The sequence below is a fragment of the Pseudomonas sp. MPB26 genome (assembly GCF_046605355.1).
GTDB lineage: Bacteria > Pseudomonadota > Gammaproteobacteria > Pseudomonadales > Pseudomonadaceae > Aquipseudomonas > Aquipseudomonas cedrina.
In genome coordinates this window covers 3,286,356-3,302,755 of the sequence record NZ_CP176793.1, presented here as the reverse complement: position 1 = coordinate 3,302,755, position 16,400 = coordinate 3,286,356, and the positions used below count along the sequence as shown (strand labels likewise).

Sequence of the window (16,400 nt, the reverse complement as noted above, 5' to 3'; positions counted from 1 at the left end):
CACACAAGGAACTACGTCATGGACAAGGCCCGCGCCGTCGAACACTTTCTCTACTACCTTGCGCACCACCCGGCCCTCAATGGCTTCAGCCGCCCCACCGTGCTGCTGGGCCATACCGAGCGCTACGACGCTATCGCCCAGGCGATCACCCACAGCAGCGCCGCCCGTTTCAACTTCCAGGTGCAGCGCCTGGACCTTGCCGCCAGCGACACCCTGGCCGAGGCCATCGAAGCCTGCGACCTGTACCTGTTTCTCTACGACTCCTCGACCTTGCCCAACCCCCGCGCCGAAGGCCCGGACTTTATCCGTGCCCTGCAAGGCGTGATGGCCGAGCACTGGAAAAAATCCCTGCTGTTCAAGGATTACGGCGACTACTTCTACGACACCTTCAGTGTCGAGCCGCAGCGCATCGCAGACCTCAACGCCACGCTGATCCGGCGCATGTCCCAAGCCACGGTACTGAGCTTTACCGACAAGCACGGCTCACGCCTGGAAGCGCCGATGAGCAGCATCAAGAAGTGGACCAATATCAACGGCGTCGGCAACCATGACCTGGCGCCTGGCGAAATCGCGACCCACAGCGAAGCCATCAATGGCCAGGTGCGGTTTGTCGGCACCTTTTTGAGCACCATACCGTTCGCGCGCAAATACGGCGTGCTGCAATCACCGCTGGAGCTGTGGATCGAGAACTCCACCGTCTGCAGCGTGGCCAGCGATGTGCCGGGGCTGGCGGATGATTTCAACAAGTATTTAAATGCCAACCCGTCCAACCGGCGCGTGGAAGAGTTGGGGATCGGCACCAATGAAGGGGTGAAGGATTTGTATGCGCGCAATGCCGGGTTTGAAGAGCGCCATTGCGGGTTGCACCTGGGCTTGGGTGGTGGACAGAAAGGCAGTCATCATCTGGACCTGATCTTTGCCAGTGGGGTGTTGGCGCTGGACGATAAGCCGGTGTTTGATGGCACCTTTGCGTTTTGAAACGCTGATTCGAAATCAATGAAAATCCCCTGTGGGAGCCAGCTCCCACATTCTTGACCGTATTTCAGATCAAAAAAAACGCCAACCCTGAGGTTGGCGTTTTTGTGCAGTGCCTAAAACATCACTGCGGCTTCTTGCGACCAAAACCCGGACGCTGACCGGAACCGGCCGGCGCGCCACGGCGCTTGCCTGACGGCTCGTCGGCGACCAGTTTCGGGCCAGGGCGCTTGTTCGCCGCCGGCTTGGCTGGACGCTTGGTGCTGGCGCTGTCGGCGGGGCGGTCCGCTTCACCTCGGTTGCTGCGACCACCCGCCGGGGCTGGACGCGGCGCGCGTGGCGCACGCTCGCCTTCCTGACGCGATGGCGCGGTTGGGCGGCGCTCGCCTTCGATCTGCGGCTCACGGGAGATACGGCCGCCGGTCGCCGGTGCATTCAGCGCCGGGCGCAGGGTGCGGGCAACGCGCTCGGTACGCGGCACAGGGCGCGACGATTTACGCTGCATACGCTCAAGCTTGTCTTTGCTCTTGGCGTTCATCTGCGGCATCGCCACCGGGGCCAGGCCAACTTCGGCGCTGAGGATGTCGACTTCGTACTGGCTCATTTCGCGCCAGCGGCCCATCGGCAAATCGGAGTTCAGGAACACCGGACCGAAACGCACGCGCTTCAGGCGGCTGACCACCAGGCCCTGGGATTCCCACAGGCGACGCACTTCACGGTTGCGCCCTTCCATCACCACGCAGTGGTACCAGTGGTTGAACCCTTCGCCACCCGGAGCCTGCTTGATGTCGGTGAACTTGGCTGGGCCGTCTTCGAGGACAACGCCGGCTTTCAAGCGCTCGATCATCTCGTCATCGACTTCGCCACGCACACGCACGGCGTATTCGCGGTCCATCTCGTAGGACGGGTGCATCAGGCGGTTGGCCAGCTCACCGTCGGTGGTGAACATCAGCAAACCGGTGGTGTTAATGTCGAGACGACCGATGTTGATCCAGCGGCCTTCTTTGGGCTTGGGCATCTTGTCGAACACGGTTGGACGGCCTTCAGGGTCGTCACGGGTGCAGATCTCGCCATCGGGCTTGTTGTACATGATCACGCGGCGCACCGATTCGGCGGCCTCTTCACGCTTGATGACCTTGCCATCAATGGTGATTGCATCATGCAGGTCGACGCGCTGGCCGAGGGTGGCCTCGACGCCGTTGACCTTGATGCGCTTCTGGGTGATCCAGGCTTCGACGTCGCGGCGCGAGCCCACGCCGATACGCGCCAGCACCTTTTGCAGTTTTTCGCCTGCTGGGCCGATTTCCTGGCTGTCGTTCTGGTCTTTGTCGGTCATCTTAAGCACCTCCCGGTGGGTCGATTCAGGCGTGGCCTGAAGAGTGTTGAAAGCGGGGCTTTGGCCGAATAGGTCGGCAAAGGGTCGCGAATCATACGCGCATGGCGCGCGTTGCGCATCAGAGACTAGTCGATAACGCCCAAGTCATTTGCTTTTCCGCCGACCGGTGGCACCGAGGGCCAGCAAGCGCAGTTCGGCTTCGGCCAGGACAGTGCGCTTGTCGAGTTTGTCGAGTTTCTTCCAGGCACGGATCTCTCGCTTGCTGCGGCCACAGCCGACGCAGATGTCGTCGCTGAACTTGCAGATGCTGATGCAGGGGTCTTTGGTGGAGCTCATATATTTCTCCCTGACAGTGGAGATCAAAATGTGGGAGCGGGCTTGCTCGCGAAGGCGGTGTGTCAGCTTGCACATGCATCGCCTGACACACCGCCTTCGCGAGCAAGCCCGCTCCCACAAAGGGTCCAGCGTTAGTCTTGCTGCTGGCGTTCGTTTTCGATGGCTTCGGCCAGGGCGCGGGCTTCGTCTTCTTCGTCGCTCAGCGGTGGCTGTTTGAGGGCGGCGACGGCGGCCAGGAGTTTCTCGCGGGCATCGGCGACGCCCAGGATGTCTTCTTCGACTTCAGGCTCGGGCTCAACATCCACCTGGGTAGGCGGCTCAGTCGCACCATCACGCAGCAAATCATCGAAGTCAGTCTTGATGCCCTGCTCCATGTCGTCCAGTTCCAGCAACAGCGTATGGAAACTGGTCTCGTCCTTGGTCTCCTCCGGCTCGGCGCTGGCGTCGGCCAATTCCTGCAAGCCCGCCGGGACGGGCGCGTCGTCGAAATCCAGCACCGGCTCGGCTTCCATTTCGCGCAGTTCGGCCAGCGGCGGCAAGTCGTCGAGGTTTTTCAGGTTGAAGTGATCGAGAAACACCTTGGTGGTGGCAAACATTGCCGGTTTGCCGGGTACATCGCGGTAACCGACGATGCGGATCCACTCGCGCTCCAGCAAGGTCTTGACGATATGGCTGTTGACCGCCACGCCGCGCACGTCCTCGATCTCGCCCCGGGTAATCGGCTGGCGATAGGCGATGAGCGCCATAGTCTCCAGCATTGCTCGCGAATAACGCTGCGGGCGTTCTTCCCACAAGCGGCCGACCCACGGGGAAAACTTCTCACGAATTTGCAGACGATAACCTGACGCCACTTCGCGTAATTCAAAAGCGCGGCCGTCGCAGGACTTGCGCAGGATCTCCAGCGCCTTCTTGAATACCGGCGGCTCAGGGCGCTCGGCCTCTTCAAAGAGTTCGAACAGGCGCTCCAAAGATTGCGGTTTACCCGAGGCCAGGAGAAAAGCCTCCAGCAATGGGGCCAGTTCGCGGGGTTCAGTCAGATTCATCGATTCAGCTCGTTATTCGGCTCGCGCCCGCACGTGGATAGCCGCAAAGGGCTCATTCTGCACCAGCTCGACCAAGGACTCCTTCACCAACTCAAGGATCGCCATAAACGTAACCACCACCCCCAGGCGCCCTTCTTCGGCGGTAAACAGTTCGACAAACGGCACGAACCCACCGCCCTTGAGGCGCTCCAGTACGTCGCTCATGCGCTCGCGCGTGGACAGCGCCTCGCGACTGACCTGATGGTGTTCAAACATGTCACCACGGCGCAGCACCTCGGCCATGGACATCAGCAATTCTTCCAGGCTCACATCCGGCAGCAACTTGCGCGCGCGGGCTTCGGGCGCGTCGAGCTTGGGCACGACCACGTCACGGCCGACCCGGCTCAAGCCGTCGATGCCTTCGGCGGCGGCCTTGAAGCGTTCGTACTCTTGCAGACGGCGGATCAGCTCGGCACGCGGGTCGTCTTCTTCGGCCTCGACCGTTTCCGAGCGCGGCAACAGCATGCGCGACTTGATCTCGGCAAGCATGGCGGCCATCACCAGGTACTCGGCGGCCAGTTCCAGGCGCACCGACTGCATCAGCTCGACATAGCCCATGTACTGGCGGGTGATTTCCGCCACCGGGATATCGAGGATATTAATGTTCTGTTTGCGGATCAGGTACAGCAGCAAGTCCAACGGACCTTCGAAGGCTTCCAGAAAGACTTCCAACGCATCCGGCGGAATGTACAGGTCCAGGGGCATTTCCAGCAAGGCCTGGCCGTACACCATGGCAAACGGCAGCTCCTGCTGGGCGCCCGCCTGGCTGTCGACGGCCTCCACGACCGACATTCAGGCCTCGACCATGAACGGCGCCGGGTCACCGCAACCCACGCGGATCACTTCGGGTTCGCCGTCGGCCAGGTTGATCACGGTAGAGGCTTTGCCGCCGCCGAAGCCGCCGTCGATGATCAGGTCGACTTGCTTTTCCAGCAACTGGCGCATTTCGTACGGGTCTTCCAGCGGCTCGGTATCGCCCGGCATGATCAGCGACACGCTCATCAGCGGCTCACCCAACTCGGCGAGCAGCGCCAGGGCGATGGGATGCTCCGGCACCCGCAGGCCGATGGTGCGCTTCTTCGGGTGCAGCAGCAGGCGCGGCACTTCGCGGGTGGCGTTGAGAATGAAGGTGTAGGGCCCAGGCGTGTGGGCCTTGAGCAGGCGGAAGGTGCCGGTGTCGACCTTGGCGAACAGGCCCAACTGGGACAAGTCGCTGCAGATCAGCGCGAAGTTATGATTCTTGTCCAGCTCACGCAGGCGTCTGACCCGCTCCACGGCGCTTTTGTCGCCGATCTGGCAACCGATGGCGTAGGACGAATCCGTTGGATAGATCACCACGCCACCGGCGCGAATGATCTCGACGGCCTGCTTGATCAGGCGTGCCTGGGGGTTTTCCGGATGAATCTGGAAGAATTGACTCACGTGCTCTACCTGTTCAGACGGTGGCAATAATGGGGTCATGCTTGAATCGCCCCCACAACAGCGGCAAATCTTCCGGGACCTGGCGATACTCGCCGATCTCGGACCAGCCGCCTGGGCCATGAAAATCACTGCCGGCACTGACCAGCAGACCAAATTCGCGGGCAAGAATCGCCAGGCTGCCCACCTGATCGGCGGGTTGATGCCCGTTGACCACCTCAATCGCGTGGCCGCCCGCTCCAATATAGTCGCCGATCAGCTTGCGACGCTTGCTGCGGGTGAAATCGTAATGCCAGGGGTGTGCCAGGCTGACCCAGGCACCGGCGGCGCGCAGGGTTGCGACGGTGTCTTCCAGGGTCGGCCAGTGCTGCTTCACATCCCCCAACTTGCCCGCGCCCAGCCATTTGCGGAAGGCTTCGGCGCGGTCTTTGACAAAACCTTCACGCACCATCCAGTCGGCAAAGTGCGGCCGGGCCGGAGCATTGCCGCTGTCACCCAGTTCCTGCTGGATGGCGCGGGCGCCGTCGAGGGCGCCAGGCATGCCTTTAAGGCTGAGTTTGCGGCTTATTTCTTCGGACCGCAGCCAGCGGCCATCGTGCAATTGGGCAATGGCCTGCACCAGCGACGGGGCTGTCTGGTCGAAACCGTAGCCGAGCACATGAATGGTGGCGCCGCCCCAGGTGCAGGACAATTCCACGCCGTTGACCAGCTGCATGCCCAACGCCTGCGCGGCTTCGCGGGCCTCATCGAGGCCTTCGAGGGTGTCGTGGTCGGTCAACGCCAGGACTCGCACGCCTTTTTCAAACGCACGCGCAACCAGTACCGCGGGCGCCAGGGCGCCGTCGGAGGCCGTGCTGTGGCAGTGCAAATCAACATTCACGGAAGTGTGTAACCTCAAGTCAGCTGGCGCTTTCGCTACCAAGGATGTTTGTTATTATGCCGCCACATCCAGCTTCTGGCTCTTACTGTGAAACAATTCATCGACTTCATCCCGCTGTTGCTGTTTTTCATCGTTTACAAACTCGACCCCCGGGTCATCGACCTGGCCGGCCACGAGCTGACATTCGGGGGCATCTACAGCGCCACCGCCGTGCTTATCATCAGCTCCGTGGTGGTCTACGGCGCCATCTTCATCTCCCAGCGCAAGCTGGAAAAAAGCCAATGGCTGACGCTCATCGCGTGCCTGGTCTTCGGCAGCCTCACCCTGGCCTTCCACAGTGAAACCTTCCTTAAATGGAAAGCCCCGGTGGTGAACTGGCTGTTCGCCTTGGCCTTCATCGGCAGCCACTTCATCGGCGACCGCCTGCTGATCAAGCGGATCATGGGGCATGCGCTGACCCTGCCGGAGCCGGTCTGGGTGCGTTTGAACCTGGCCTGGATCGTGTTTTTCCTGTTCTGCGGTGCCGCGAACCTGTTCGTCGCGTTCACCTTCCAGGATTACTGGGTCGACTTCAAAGTCTTCGGCAGCCTGGGCATGACCGTGCTGTTCCTGGTTGCCCAGGGTATCTACCTGTCGCGCCACCTGCATGACACCGATCCCGCATCGCCTAAAACCGAGGACTGACATGCTCTACGCCATCATTGCCACCGACGTCGCCGACTCGCTGGAAAAACGCCTCTCCGTGCGCCCGGCTCATGTCGAGCGCCTCAAACAGCTGCAAGCCGAAGGCCGTATCGTGCTGGCCGGCCCGCATCCTGCGGTGGACAGCATCGACCCGGGCGATGCCGGTTTCACCGGTAGCCTGATCGTGGCCGAGTTCGCTTCCCTGGCCGATGCCCAGGCCTGGGCCAAGGCGGACCCCTATGTGGCGGCCGGGGTTTACGCTGACGTCGTGGTCAAGCCGTTCAAGCAAGTCCTGCCTTGACCCGGGCCGCGCCGAACCATTTCGGTTCGGCGCGCTCCTAATTGCTCATTATTCCCGGTAACCTGCCGACAACGTTCTGAATATTCGTGTGGAATCAGGAGTTCCGATGCGCTTACGTCAGTTGTGTCTGTTGGCAGTGGTAATGATCGGGGCTACGGCCCACGCTGAAGAAACCTCGAACACTGGCAGTTCCACGCCCCTGTCCTTGAGTGTCGGCGCCCAGATCACCGAATTGCAGCAACGTTTGAAAGAAAGCGAACGCCAGCGTGAAGCGTTGAGCCAACAACTGCAAAGTGCGGACGCTGCCCGCGAAAGCACCCAGTTGAGTCGCCTTCGCCAAGAGAACCAACGCCTGGCCCAGCAACTCAAAGAGACCCAGGGCGGCGCCCTGACCCGATGGCTGACCGAGCAACAACAATGGTTCGTCACCGGCGGGGCCGTGGCACTGATCGCCCTGCTGTGCGGGATCTTCGCCAGCGGTGGGCACCGTCGCCGTCGACAATGGCTAAATTGAGTGAGTCATGAGCGAGCTGTTACTGATAGATGATGACCAGGAGCTCTGCGAGCTGCTGACCAGTTGGTTGAGCCAGGAAGGCTTCCATGTACGTGCCTGCCATGACGGCTTGAGCGCTCGCAAAGCTTTGGCCGACAGCGCCCCGGCAGCGGTGGTGCTTGACGTGATGCTGCCCGACGGCAGCGGCCTTGAGCTGCTCAAGCAACTGCGCAGCGATCACCCGGAGTTGCCGGTGCTGATGCTTTCGGCACGCGGCGAACCGCTGGACCGTATCCTCGGCCTGGAACTGGGCGCCGACGATTACCTGGCCAAGCCCTGCGACCCACGCGAGCTCACCGCCCGCCTGCGCGCGGTGTTGCGCCGCAGCCACCCGGCGGCCGTGTCCAGCCAGCTCGAACTGGGTGACCTGTGCTTCAGCCCGGTGCGTGGCGTGGTCAGCATCGACGAACGGGAATTCGCCCTCACCGTCTCCGAAAGCCGTCTGCTCGAAGCTCTGCTTCGCCAGCCTGGCGAGCCGCTGGACAAACAGGAACTGGCGCAGATCGCCCTGGGCCGCAAGCTGACCCTCTATGATCGTAGCCTGGACATGCACGTCAGCAACCTGCGCAAAAAGATCGGCCCGCACCCGGACGGCCGGCCACGGATCGTGGCGTTGCGCAGCCGTGGTTACTACTACAGCCTTTGAAGCGCTGCCTTCCTCCCTTACCAAACCTTTACGCTCCCCTGACCGCCGCTGACCTTGATCTCCTTAATCTACTCACATCCGGACTCACCGGAATAGAGACAGGAGATTCACCATGCGCAAGACCCTTATCGCTTTGATGTTCGCCGCCGCCCTGCCCACCGTTGCCATGGCGGCAATGCCAGAAGGCCCAGGCCCGATGGGCGGCCCGGAAGGTCATATGATGGGTGGCCCGGGCCACGGCGCTGAACACGGTCCGCGTGGCAAAGGCGGTCCGTTCCGTGACCTGGACCTGACCCGCGAACAGCATCTGCAGATCGACCGCCTGATGCGCGAGCAGATGCAAGGGCGCAAAGAGCTGGTCAAGAAATACCTGGACAAACTGCCGGCCGCCGACCAGAAAGCCATGCAGGATGAAAGGGACGCCAGCCGCAAGAAAACCCAGGCCGACATTCGCGCCGTGCTCAAGCCTGATCAACAGAAGCAGTTCGACGAGATCGTCAAGAAGCAGGAACAACGCCGTGCCGAATGGAAGGAATTCCAGGCCTGGAAAGCGCAGCAGCCGCAAAAAGCGCAATAATGCCCTCGCGTTGACACTCCCAGCCCAGTGGCCCCCGCCGCTGGGCTTTTCCTGTTTGAGGGTTTCCTGTGCGTTCATTGTTCTGGCGTATCCTGGCCAGCTTCTGGCTGGCCATCGCCTTGGTTGCCGGGCTGTCGATCCTGCTTGGGCACATGCTCAATCAGGATGCCTGGATTCTCAGCCGCCACCCCGGCCTCAACAACCTGGCGCAAGAGTGGACCCAGCTCTACGAAGCCCAGGGTGAAGACGCCGCCCAGGAGTTGCTGCAACAGCGCAAGCGCCAATACCACATCGACGTGCAAGTGCTCAACGAAAGCGGCGATCCGGTGGTGCGCGGCACCTTCCCGCGCCGCGCCGCGGCCTTCGAAGCCAGACAGAACGACAGCAAGGACGGCCACTTGCCCTGGCGCCGCCTGACCGCCGAGTACACCAGCGAGAAAACCGGCGACACCTACCTGCTGATCTACCGCATCCCGCACCCCGAACTTGACGAATGGCACCGCAGCAGCCTGACTTGGCCGCTGAGCGCCTTGGCGATCGCGCTGGTGGTGCTGACCCTGTTCAGCCTGATCGTCACCTTGTCGATCACGCGTCCGTTGAGCCGCCTGCGTGGCGCCGTGCATGACCTCGGCCAGGCCACCTACCAGCAAAACAGCCTGGCGCGCCTGGCCAACCGCCGCGATGAATTCGGCGTGCTCGCCACCGACTTCAACCGCATGGGCGCACGCCTGCAAAGCCTGATCGCCAGCCAGCGCCAGTTGCTGCGCGATGTATCCCACGAGCTGCGCTCGCCCCTGGCGCGCCTGCGTATCGCCTTGGCCCTGGCCGAGCGCGCCAGCCCCGAAGAGCGGGACAAACTCTGGCCGCGCCTGACCCGCGAATGTGATCGCCTGGAGGCATTGATCAGCGAAATCCTGGTGCTGGCCCGCGTCGATGCCGACAACGCCAGCGCCGAAGAGATCGACCTCGCCCCCTTGCTCAAGACCTTGCAAAAGGACGCCCAGCTCGGCGCGCCGGACCAGGTGGTGCAATTGGCTATCGACCCTGGCCTGCACCTCAAGGGCTGGCCGACCATGATCGAGCGTGCGGTAGACAACTTGCTACGCAATGCCCAACGCTTCAACCCACAGGGCCAGGCGATTGAACTCAAGGCCCAGCGCCTGGGCGAGCGCATCCTGATCAGCGTGCGCGATCACGGCCCCGGCGTGGAAGCCGAGCACCTGGCCCAATTGGGCGAACCGTTCTACCGTGCCCCCGGCCAGACCGCACAAGGCCACGGCCTGGGCCTGGCGATTGCGCGCCGCGCCGCCGAGCGTCACGGCGGCAGCCTGATCCTGGCCAACCATGCCGAGGGCGGGTTTAGCGCCAGCCTCGACCTGCCATTGGAACCTGGGGTTGTCACACCGGCCTGATCATCTCTTATAGTGGCCGCTCTCTTACGGAGGGCCTTCGATGACCGACCTGCTGACTCCCATCCAAGCCGCACTGGATCTGCCGCAAACGCCGCTGACCTTCAACGAAGCCGGCGCCCTGCCCTCGGCATTCGCCGTCACCGACCTGGCCAGCGCCAGCATCGGTGCGGCCGGCCAGGCGGTGGCCGAGCTGATCCGGCAACAGACCGGGCGCCTGACCAGCGTCAGTGTGAACCGGCGTCTGGCGTCCTTCTGGTTCTCTTCCTCGATTCGCCCGGTGGGCTGGCACGTACCGCCCCTTTGGGACCCGGTGGCTGGCGACTACGCCAGCGCCGATGGCTGGATTCGTCTGCATACCAATGCGCCCCATCACCGTGCCGCCGCTGAACGGGTGTTGGGCAAGGCCGCCGACCGTGCCGCAATGGCAGCCAAGGTCGCCCCGTGGAAGACCGCTGAACTGGAGCAGGCGATTGTCGATGAGGGTGGTTGCGCCGCGCAGATGCGTTCATGGCAAGCCTGGCAAACTCATCCGCAAGGGTTGGCGGTGAACGCTGAAGCGCTGGTGCACCGTGAGACCTTTGCACCCACCGCTGACAAACCCTGGCTTGGTTCCGGCGCCCGGCCGCTGGCGGCCATCAAGGTGCTGGACCTGACCCGCGTGTTGGCCGGGCCCGTGGCCAGTCGCTTTCTCGCAGGCTTGGGCGCAGACGTGCTGCGCATCGACTCGCCCACCTGGAACGAACCGGGCGTGGTGCCGGAAATGACACTGGGCAAACGCTGCGCCCGCCTTGACCTGAAACGCCCCGAAGGACGGCAGGTTTTCGAAAGCCTGCTCAAGGACGCGGACATCCTGTTCCACGGCTACCGCGCCGATGCCCTTGAACACCTGGGCTATACCGCCGGCGAGCTGCATACGCTCGCCCTCGGCTTGATCGACGTGAGCCTCAACGCCTATGGATGGAGCGGCCCGTGGCGCAATCGCCGGGGTTTCGACAGCCTGGTGCAGATGAGCAGCGGGATCGCCGACGCGGGCAGGGCCTGGAAACAGGCCGATCAGCCGGTGCCGCTGCCGGTGCAGGCGCTGGATCACGCCACCGGGTATTTGATGGCGGCCAGTGCGATTCAGGCGTTGAGCGAACGGTTGAAATCCGGGCGCGGCGGTTCGGCGCGGTTGTCGCTGGCCCGTACGGCGAAGTTATTGGTGGATGCGGGGCGAGTACCGGAGCAGCCGGCGTTGCGGGCCGAAGAAGCGGGTGATCAAGGCCTGGTGGTGGAACAGACCGCCTGGGGCCAGGCGCATCGGCTGCTGGCGCCGCTGACTATCAGCGACACGCCGTTGCAATGGGATTTGCCGGCTGGGGAATTGGGTTCACACCGGCCACAGTGGTGACCACAGGTAATTACACATCTTTGTAGTGAGCGGGCTTGCCCCGCGCTGGGCGGCGAAGCGGCCCCAATAAAGGCATCGCCGAGCTTCAGGTAGAATCCGGTCGCCTGGTTTGGGGCGGCTTCGCCACCCAGCGCGGGACAAGCCCGCTCACTACGAGGATACTTTTCAGTCGTTGAGAGTTGTGTAGATACCTATGCTGTGATGACGCCAGTCACAGCCACCCCAATCAAAGCGACAACACCCCGCTATACAGCCCATAGGCCGCCAGCCCTGCGCCGGCGATCACGCAACTGAAAATGCCCTTTTCCATGTGGGTAAACAGGGGCTGACCCTGTTCACGCTTGGCGAGGGCAAACAGGATCACGCCTGGCGCATACAACAACGCCGACAGCAGCAAGTACTTCAAGCCCCCGGCGTAAAGCAGCCACACGGCGTAGCCGAGGGCAATGAGGCCCACCAGCAGGTCTTTCATGCGCTGGCCGTGAGCACTTTCGTAGGTTTCACCGCGCCCGCTCAACAACACGGCATACGCCGCCGACCACAGGTAGGGCACCAGGATCATCGAGGACGCCAGGTAGATCAGTGTGGTGTAGGTGCTGTGGGAAAACAGCGTGATCACCAGAAAGACCTGGATCATCACATTGGTCAGCCAGAGCGCGTTGACCGGCACCTGGTTGGCGTTCTCCTTTTTCAGGAATGCCGGCATGGTCTTGTCCTGGGCGGTGGCGTAGAGGATTTCCGCGCAGAGCAGCGCCCAGGACAGCAAGGCGCCAAGCAACGAGACCGCCAAGCCAATGCTGATTGCCATCGCCCCCCACGGCCCGACGATATGTTCCAGCACACCGGCCAGGGACGGGTTCTGCAATTGCGCAAGCTCCGGCTGGCTCATGATCCCCAGCGACAGCACATTCACCAGCACCAGCAGTGCCAGTACGCCGAGAAAGCCGATGACCGTAGCGCGGCCGACGTCCGAGCGTTTCTCGGCCCGCGCCGAGTAAACGCTGGCGCCCTCGATCCCGATAAACACAAACACCGTGACCAGCATCATGTTGCGCACCTGGTCCACCACGCTGCCGATCTGCGGGTTGCCCAGGCCCCAGATATCCCGGGTGAAAATATCCGCCTTGAACGCCACGGCCGCGATCGCGATAAACATCAGCAGCGGCACGATCTTGGCCACGGTGGTGACCTGGTTGATGAACGCCGCCTCCTTGATCCCGCGCAGTACCAGAAAATGCACAGCCCACAGCAACAACGACGCACAGCCGATGGCCACCGGTGTATTGCCCTGGCCGAACACCGGGAAAAAGTACCCGAGGGTGCTGAACAGCAACACGAAGTAACCGACGTTGCCCATCCACGCGCTGATCCAATAACCCCAGGCCGACGAGAACCCCATGTAGTCGCCGAAACCCGCCTTGGCGTAGGCGTATACCCCAGAATCCAGCTCGGGTTTGCGGTTGGCCAGGGTCTGGAACACGAACGCCAGAGTCAGCATGCCCACCGCAGTAATCGCCCAGCCGATCAATACCGCCCCCACCTCGGCGCGGGCGGCCATGTTTTGCGGCAAGGAAAAAATCCCGCCGCCAATCATCGACCCCACTACCAGGGCGATCAGGGCGCTGAGTCGAAGTTTTTGGGCCGGTTGGGACATGGACACTCCTGAAAATAATACCGTGAGCAAACATCCGCGCACTCACTTTAAATAACTGGATAAGTGTAACGTTTATTAGAGATGGCGATAAAAGAGACGGGCTCATAACCCAGTGACATGACCGTTATACAAGTTTAGGCCTATTTAGATTTTAAATACTGCAGGCGCCTTAAGGCTTTATGGTGTTTTGCCAAAAAACGGCTTTCAAAAAAGTTTGCGCATCTTGGGAAAGGGGCTAGCGTCAACGTCCACGGCACTGACTAAATGATTAATCAATAAGCGAAACGGCTCTGCAAAGCGCTTTTTCCGAGGATTCCATCGCCCGTAAGTTTCCACTCCAAGTCGTTAATTCACAATGGAATGTGCCAATGAAGTGATCTGAGTCAGCTGTTTGATTAGCGCACGGAATTATTCTGTGGTCTCTGTTCTCCTGCATTGGAGTTATGCGATGTCTGATTCTCCCGGAAAACTTCGATTAGGCGCACTGGTTGCACTTGTCGTGGGCTCGATGATTGGCGGCGGGATTTTCTCATTGCCGCAAAACATGGCCGCCAGCGCCGATGTCGGTGCGGTATTGATCGGCTGGGTAATTACCGCCATCGGCATGTTGACCCTCGCGTTTGTGTTCCAGACCCTCGCCAACCGCAAACCCGACCTCGACGGCGGCGTCTATGCCTACGCCAAGGCCGGCTTCGGCGATTACATGGGTTTTTCGTCCGCCTGGGGTTACTGGATCAGTGCCTGGCTGGGCAACGTCGGTTACTTCGTGTTGCTGTTCAGCACCCTCGGTTATTTCTTCCCGATCTTCGGCGAAGGCAATACGCCAGCGGCCGTGATCGGCGCATCGGTGCTGCTGTGGGCCGTGCATTTCCTGGTGCTGCGCGGCATCAAGGAAGCGGCGTTCATCAACCTGGTGACCACCGTCGCCAAGGTGGTGCCGCTGGTGCTGTTCGTGCTGATTGCCGTGTTCGCATTCAAGCTGGAGATCTTCACCGCTGATATCTGGGGCGTGAAAAACCCGGACCTGGGCAGCGTGATGAACCAGGTGCGCAACATGATGCTGGTCACCGTGTGGGTGTTCATCGGTATCGAAGGCGCGAGCATTTTCTCGTCCCGCGCGGAAAAACGTTCCGACGTCGGCAAGGCCACGGTGATCGGTTTTATCACGGTGCTGCTGTTCCTGATGCTGGTGAACGTGCTGTCCCTGGGGATCATGACCCAACCGGAATTGGCCAAGCTGCAGAACCCGTCGATGGCCGCCGTGCTGGAACACGTGGTGGGCCACTGGGGCGCGGTGCTGATCAGCGTCGGCTTGATCATCTCGCTGCTCGGCGCGTTGCTGTCGTGGGTGCTGCTGTGCGCGGAGATCATGTTCGCCGCCGCCAAGGACCACACCATGCCGGCATTCCTGCGCAAGGAAAACGCCAACCACGTGCCGGTCAACGCGCTGTGGCTGACCAACGCGATGGTGCAACTGTTTCTGGTGATCACGCTGTTTTCCGCCAGCACCTACCTGTCGCTGATCTACCTCGCCACCTCGATGATCCTGGTGCCTTACCTGTGGTCGGCGGCCTACGCCCTGCTGCTGGCGGTGCGTGGCGAAACCTACGAGGCCGCCCTGGCCGAGCGCAAGAAAGACCTGTTCATCGGCGCCGTCGCCCTGATCTACGCGATCTGGCTGCTCTACGCCGGCGGCACCAAATACCTGCTGCTCTCCGCCCTGCTCTACGCCCCCGGCGCGATCCTGTTCGCCAAGGCCAAGCGTGAACTGGGCAAACCCATCTTCACCAACGTCGAGAAGCTGATTTTCGCCGCAGTGGTCGTAGGCGCCCTGGTGGCGGCCTATGGGCTCTACGACGGCTTCCTGACTCTGTAATTCTGACTGGAGAATCTGTAATGACCACGGAAAAAGTGAAGTACGGCGTACATTCCGAAGCCGGCAAACTGCGCAAAGTCATGGTGTGCTCCCCAGGCTTGGCCCATCAGCGGTTGACGCCGAACAATTGCGACGAACTGCTGTTCGATGACGTGCTGTGGGTGGCCCAGGCCAAGCGCGACCATTTCGACTTTGTGACCAAGATGCGCGAGCGGGACATTGATGTGCTGGAAATGCACAACCTGCTGACCGATATCGTCGCCATCCCCGAAGCCCTGGACTGGATCCTGGCGCGCAAGATCACCGCCAATACGGTGGGCCTGGGCCTCGCCGATGAAGTCAGCTCGTGGCTGCGCAGCCTGGAGCCGCGCAAGATCACCGAATTCCTGATCGGCGGCGTGTCGGCCGATGACCTGCCGAGCAGCTTCGGTGGCCGCACCCTCGAAATGTTCCGCGAGTTTCTTGGCCATTCCAGCTTCATTCTGCCGCCGCTGCCCAACACCCAGTTCACCCGCGACACCACTTGCTGGATCTACGGCGGCGTGACGCTCAACCCGATGTACTGGCCGGCGCGCCGCCAGGAAACCCTGCTGGCCAGCGCCATCTATAAATTCCACCCCGAGTTCACCAACGCGGACTTCCAGATCTGGTACGGCGACCCCGACCAGGAACACGGCGCCGCCACGCTGGAAGGCGGTGACGTGATGCCAATCGGCAATGGCGTGGTGTTGATCGGCATGGGTGAACGCTCGTCCCATCAGGCCATTGGCCAACTGGCGCGCAACCTGTTCAAGAACAAAGCGGTGGAACGTGTGATCGTCGCCGGCCTGCCGAAATCCCGTGCGGCGATGCACCTGGACACCGTGTTCAGCTTTTGCGACCGCGACCTGGTCACGGTCTTCCCCGAAGTGGTCAACCAGATCGTGCCCTTCACCCTGCGCCCTGACGAGAGCAAGCCGCACGGTATCGATATCCAGCGCGAGACCACCAATTTCCTCGACACCGTCGCCGCCGCGCTCAACCTCAAGGCGCTACGTGTCGTCGAGACCGGCGGCAACAGTTTCGCCGCCGAGCGCGAACAGTGGGATGACGGCAACAACGTGGTGGCCGTAGAGCCCGGCGTGGTGATCGGTTACGACCGCAACACCTACACCAACACCTTGCTGCGCAAGGCCGGCGTGGAAGTCATCACCATCAGCGCCGGTGAACTCGGCCGCGGCCGTGGCGGTGGCCACTGCATGACCTGCCCGATCATCCGCGACCCTATCGACTATTAAGG

The 16,400-nt window shown here is 61.8% G+C and carries 17 protein-coding genes; 10 read left to right on the top strand and 7 right to left on the bottom strand.

The window, feature by feature from the left end; translation table 11 throughout:
• The first annotated feature begins 18 nt into the window (after positions 1–18).
• Entirely contained in the window at positions 19–978 is a 960-nt protein-coding gene (locus ACLH0H_RS15220) for a leucyl aminopeptidase (RefSeq protein WP_411378637.1), read from the top strand.
• Between the two features lie 121 nt (positions 979–1,099).
• Here ACLH0H_RS15220 and rluB read toward each other — a convergent pair whose 3' ends face one another.
• The 6 genes from rluB to ACLH0H_RS15190 form a co-directional block, all read right to left on the bottom strand.
• Entirely contained in the window at positions 1,100–2,311 is a 1,212-nt protein-coding gene (gene rluB, locus ACLH0H_RS15215; protein WP_411378636.1) for a 23S rRNA pseudouridine(2605) synthase RluB, read from the bottom strand.
• A 144-nt stretch (positions 2,312–2,455) separates the two neighbouring features.
• Positions 2,456–2,647 (bottom strand): DUF1289 domain-containing protein, encoded by a 192-nt coding sequence (locus tag ACLH0H_RS15210; protein WP_186690648.1) that lies wholly within the window; start codon positions 2,645–2,647, stop codon positions 2,456–2,458.
• A 131-nt stretch (positions 2,648–2,778) separates the two neighbouring features.
• Positions 2,779–3,690, bottom strand: coding sequence for an SMC-Scp complex subunit ScpB (scpB, locus tag ACLH0H_RS15205; RefSeq protein WP_411378635.1), 912 nt, complete (start codon positions 3,688–3,690; stop codon positions 2,779–2,781).
• Positions 3,691–3,702: 12 nt separating this feature from the next.
• Positions 3,703–4,401 carry a segregation and condensation protein A gene (locus ACLH0H_RS15200; protein ID WP_178115112.1) on the bottom strand — a complete coding sequence of 233 codons (699 nt, stop codon included), beginning with the start codon at positions 4,399–4,401 and terminating at the stop codon, positions 3,703–3,705.
• A gap of 120 nt (positions 4,402–4,521) precedes the next feature.
• Positions 4,522–5,151 (bottom strand): L-threonylcarbamoyladenylate synthase, encoded by a 630-nt coding sequence (locus tag ACLH0H_RS15195; protein WP_090220074.1) that lies wholly within the window; start codon positions 5,149–5,151, stop codon positions 4,522–4,524.
• A gap of 13 nt (positions 5,152–5,164) precedes the next feature.
• On the bottom strand, positions 5,165–6,028 hold the full coding sequence (locus tag ACLH0H_RS15190; RefSeq protein ID WP_411378634.1) for a PHP domain-containing protein: 864 nt from the start codon (positions 6,026–6,028) through the stop codon (positions 5,165–5,167).
• An 87-nt stretch (positions 6,029–6,115) separates the two neighbouring features.
• Here ACLH0H_RS15190 and ACLH0H_RS15185 point away from each other — a divergent pair, with 87 nt between their 5' ends.
• From ACLH0H_RS15185 to ACLH0H_RS15155, 7 genes are all read left to right on the top strand, one after another.
• Complete coding sequence (locus ACLH0H_RS15185) at positions 6,116–6,712, top strand: septation protein A (RefSeq protein ID WP_076949719.1); 597 nt, start codon at positions 6,116–6,118, stop codon at positions 6,710–6,712.
• A gap of 1 nt (position 6,713) precedes the next feature.
• Entirely contained in the window at positions 6,714–7,013 is a 300-nt protein-coding gene (locus ACLH0H_RS15180; protein ID WP_186690642.1) for a YciI family protein, read from the top strand.
• A 106-nt stretch (positions 7,014–7,119) separates the two neighbouring features.
• Complete coding sequence (locus ACLH0H_RS15175; protein ID WP_076949721.1) at positions 7,120–7,527, top strand: translation initiation factor 2; 408 nt, start codon at positions 7,120–7,122, stop codon at positions 7,525–7,527.
• Positions 7,528–7,534: 7 nt separating this feature from the next.
• A complete protein-coding gene (locus tag ACLH0H_RS15170) occupies positions 7,535–8,212 on the top strand; it encodes a response regulator transcription factor (protein WP_411378633.1) in 678 nt (225 codons plus the stop codon).
• Between the two features lie 112 nt (positions 8,213–8,324).
• A complete protein-coding gene (locus ACLH0H_RS15165) occupies positions 8,325–8,789 on the top strand; it encodes an LTXXQ domain protein (protein WP_076949723.1) in 465 nt (154 codons plus the stop codon).
• A gap of 68 nt (positions 8,790–8,857) precedes the next feature.
• Positions 8,858–10,201, top strand: a complete 1,344-nt coding sequence (locus tag ACLH0H_RS15160) for a sensor histidine kinase (protein ID WP_411378632.1) — start codon at positions 8,858–8,860, stop codon at positions 10,199–10,201.
• Between the two features lie 40 nt (positions 10,202–10,241).
• Positions 10,242–11,591, top strand: a complete 1,350-nt coding sequence (locus ACLH0H_RS15155) for a CoA transferase (protein ID WP_411378631.1) — start codon at positions 10,242–10,244, stop codon at positions 11,589–11,591.
• A 226-nt stretch (positions 11,592–11,817) separates the two neighbouring features.
• Here ACLH0H_RS15155 and arcD (ACLH0H_RS15150) read toward each other — a convergent pair whose 3' ends face one another.
• Positions 11,818–13,245: an arginine-ornithine antiporter gene (arcD, locus tag ACLH0H_RS15150; RefSeq protein ID WP_411378630.1), complete on the bottom strand. Its 1,428-nt coding sequence runs from the start codon at positions 13,243–13,245 to the stop codon at positions 11,818–11,820.
• A gap of 448 nt (positions 13,246–13,693) precedes the next feature.
• Here arcD (ACLH0H_RS15150) and arcD (ACLH0H_RS15145) point away from each other — a divergent pair, with 448 nt between their 5' ends.
• Together arcD (ACLH0H_RS15145) and arcA are read left to right on the top strand one after the other, a co-directional pair.
• Complete coding sequence (gene arcD / locus ACLH0H_RS15145; RefSeq protein ID WP_411378629.1) at positions 13,694–15,121, top strand: arginine-ornithine antiporter; 1,428 nt, start codon at positions 13,694–13,696, stop codon at positions 15,119–15,121.
• A gap of 20 nt (positions 15,122–15,141) precedes the next feature.
• The gene (gene arcA, locus ACLH0H_RS15140) at positions 15,142–16,398 is read left to right on the top strand and encodes an arginine deiminase (protein WP_411378628.1); all 1,257 of its coding nucleotides are present in this window, start codon (positions 15,142–15,144) and stop codon (positions 16,396–16,398) included.
• The last annotated feature ends 2 nt before the right edge of the window (positions 16,399–16,400 follow it).

Bases quoted from the DNA above. Each gene is read 5' to 3' on its own strand.
- ACLH0H_RS15175 (WP_076949721.1), top strand. From the start codon at position 7,120: ATGCGCTTACGTCAGTTGTGTCTGTTGGCAGTGGTAATGATCGGGGCT.
- ACLH0H_RS15220 (WP_411378637.1), top strand. From the start codon at position 19: ATGGACAAGGCCCGCGCCGTCGAACACTTTCTCTACTACCTTGCGCAC.
- ACLH0H_RS15165 (WP_076949723.1), top strand. From the start codon at position 8,325: ATGCGCAAGACCCTTATCGCTTTGATGTTCGCCGCCGCCCTGCCCACC.
- arcA (WP_411378628.1), top strand. From the start codon at position 15,142: ATGACCACGGAAAAAGTGAAGTACGGCGTACATTCCGAAGCCGGCAAA.
- arcD (WP_411378629.1), top strand. From the start codon at position 13,694: ATGTCTGATTCTCCCGGAAAACTTCGATTAGGCGCACTGGTTGCACTT.
- arcD (WP_411378630.1), bottom strand. From the start codon at position 13,245: ATGTCCCAACCGGCCCAAAAACTTCGACTCAGCGCCCTGATCGCCCTG.
- scpB (WP_411378635.1), bottom strand. From the start codon at position 3,690: ATGAATCTGACTGAACCCCGCGAACTGGCCCCATTGCTGGAGGCTTTT.
- ACLH0H_RS15170 (WP_411378633.1), top strand. From the start codon at position 7,535: ATGAGCGAGCTGTTACTGATAGATGATGACCAGGAGCTCTGCGAGCTG.
- ACLH0H_RS15180 (WP_186690642.1), top strand. From the start codon at position 6,714: ATGCTCTACGCCATCATTGCCACCGACGTCGCCGACTCGCTGGAAAAA.
- ACLH0H_RS15155 (WP_411378631.1), top strand. From the start codon at position 10,242: ATGACCGACCTGCTGACTCCCATCCAAGCCGCACTGGATCTGCCGCAA.
- rluB (WP_411378636.1), bottom strand. From the start codon at position 2,311: ATGACCGACAAAGACCAGAACGACAGCCAGGAAATCGGCCCAGCAGGC.
- ACLH0H_RS15210 (WP_186690648.1), bottom strand. From the start codon at position 2,647: ATGAGCTCCACCAAAGACCCCTGCATCAGCATCTGCAAGTTCAGCGAC.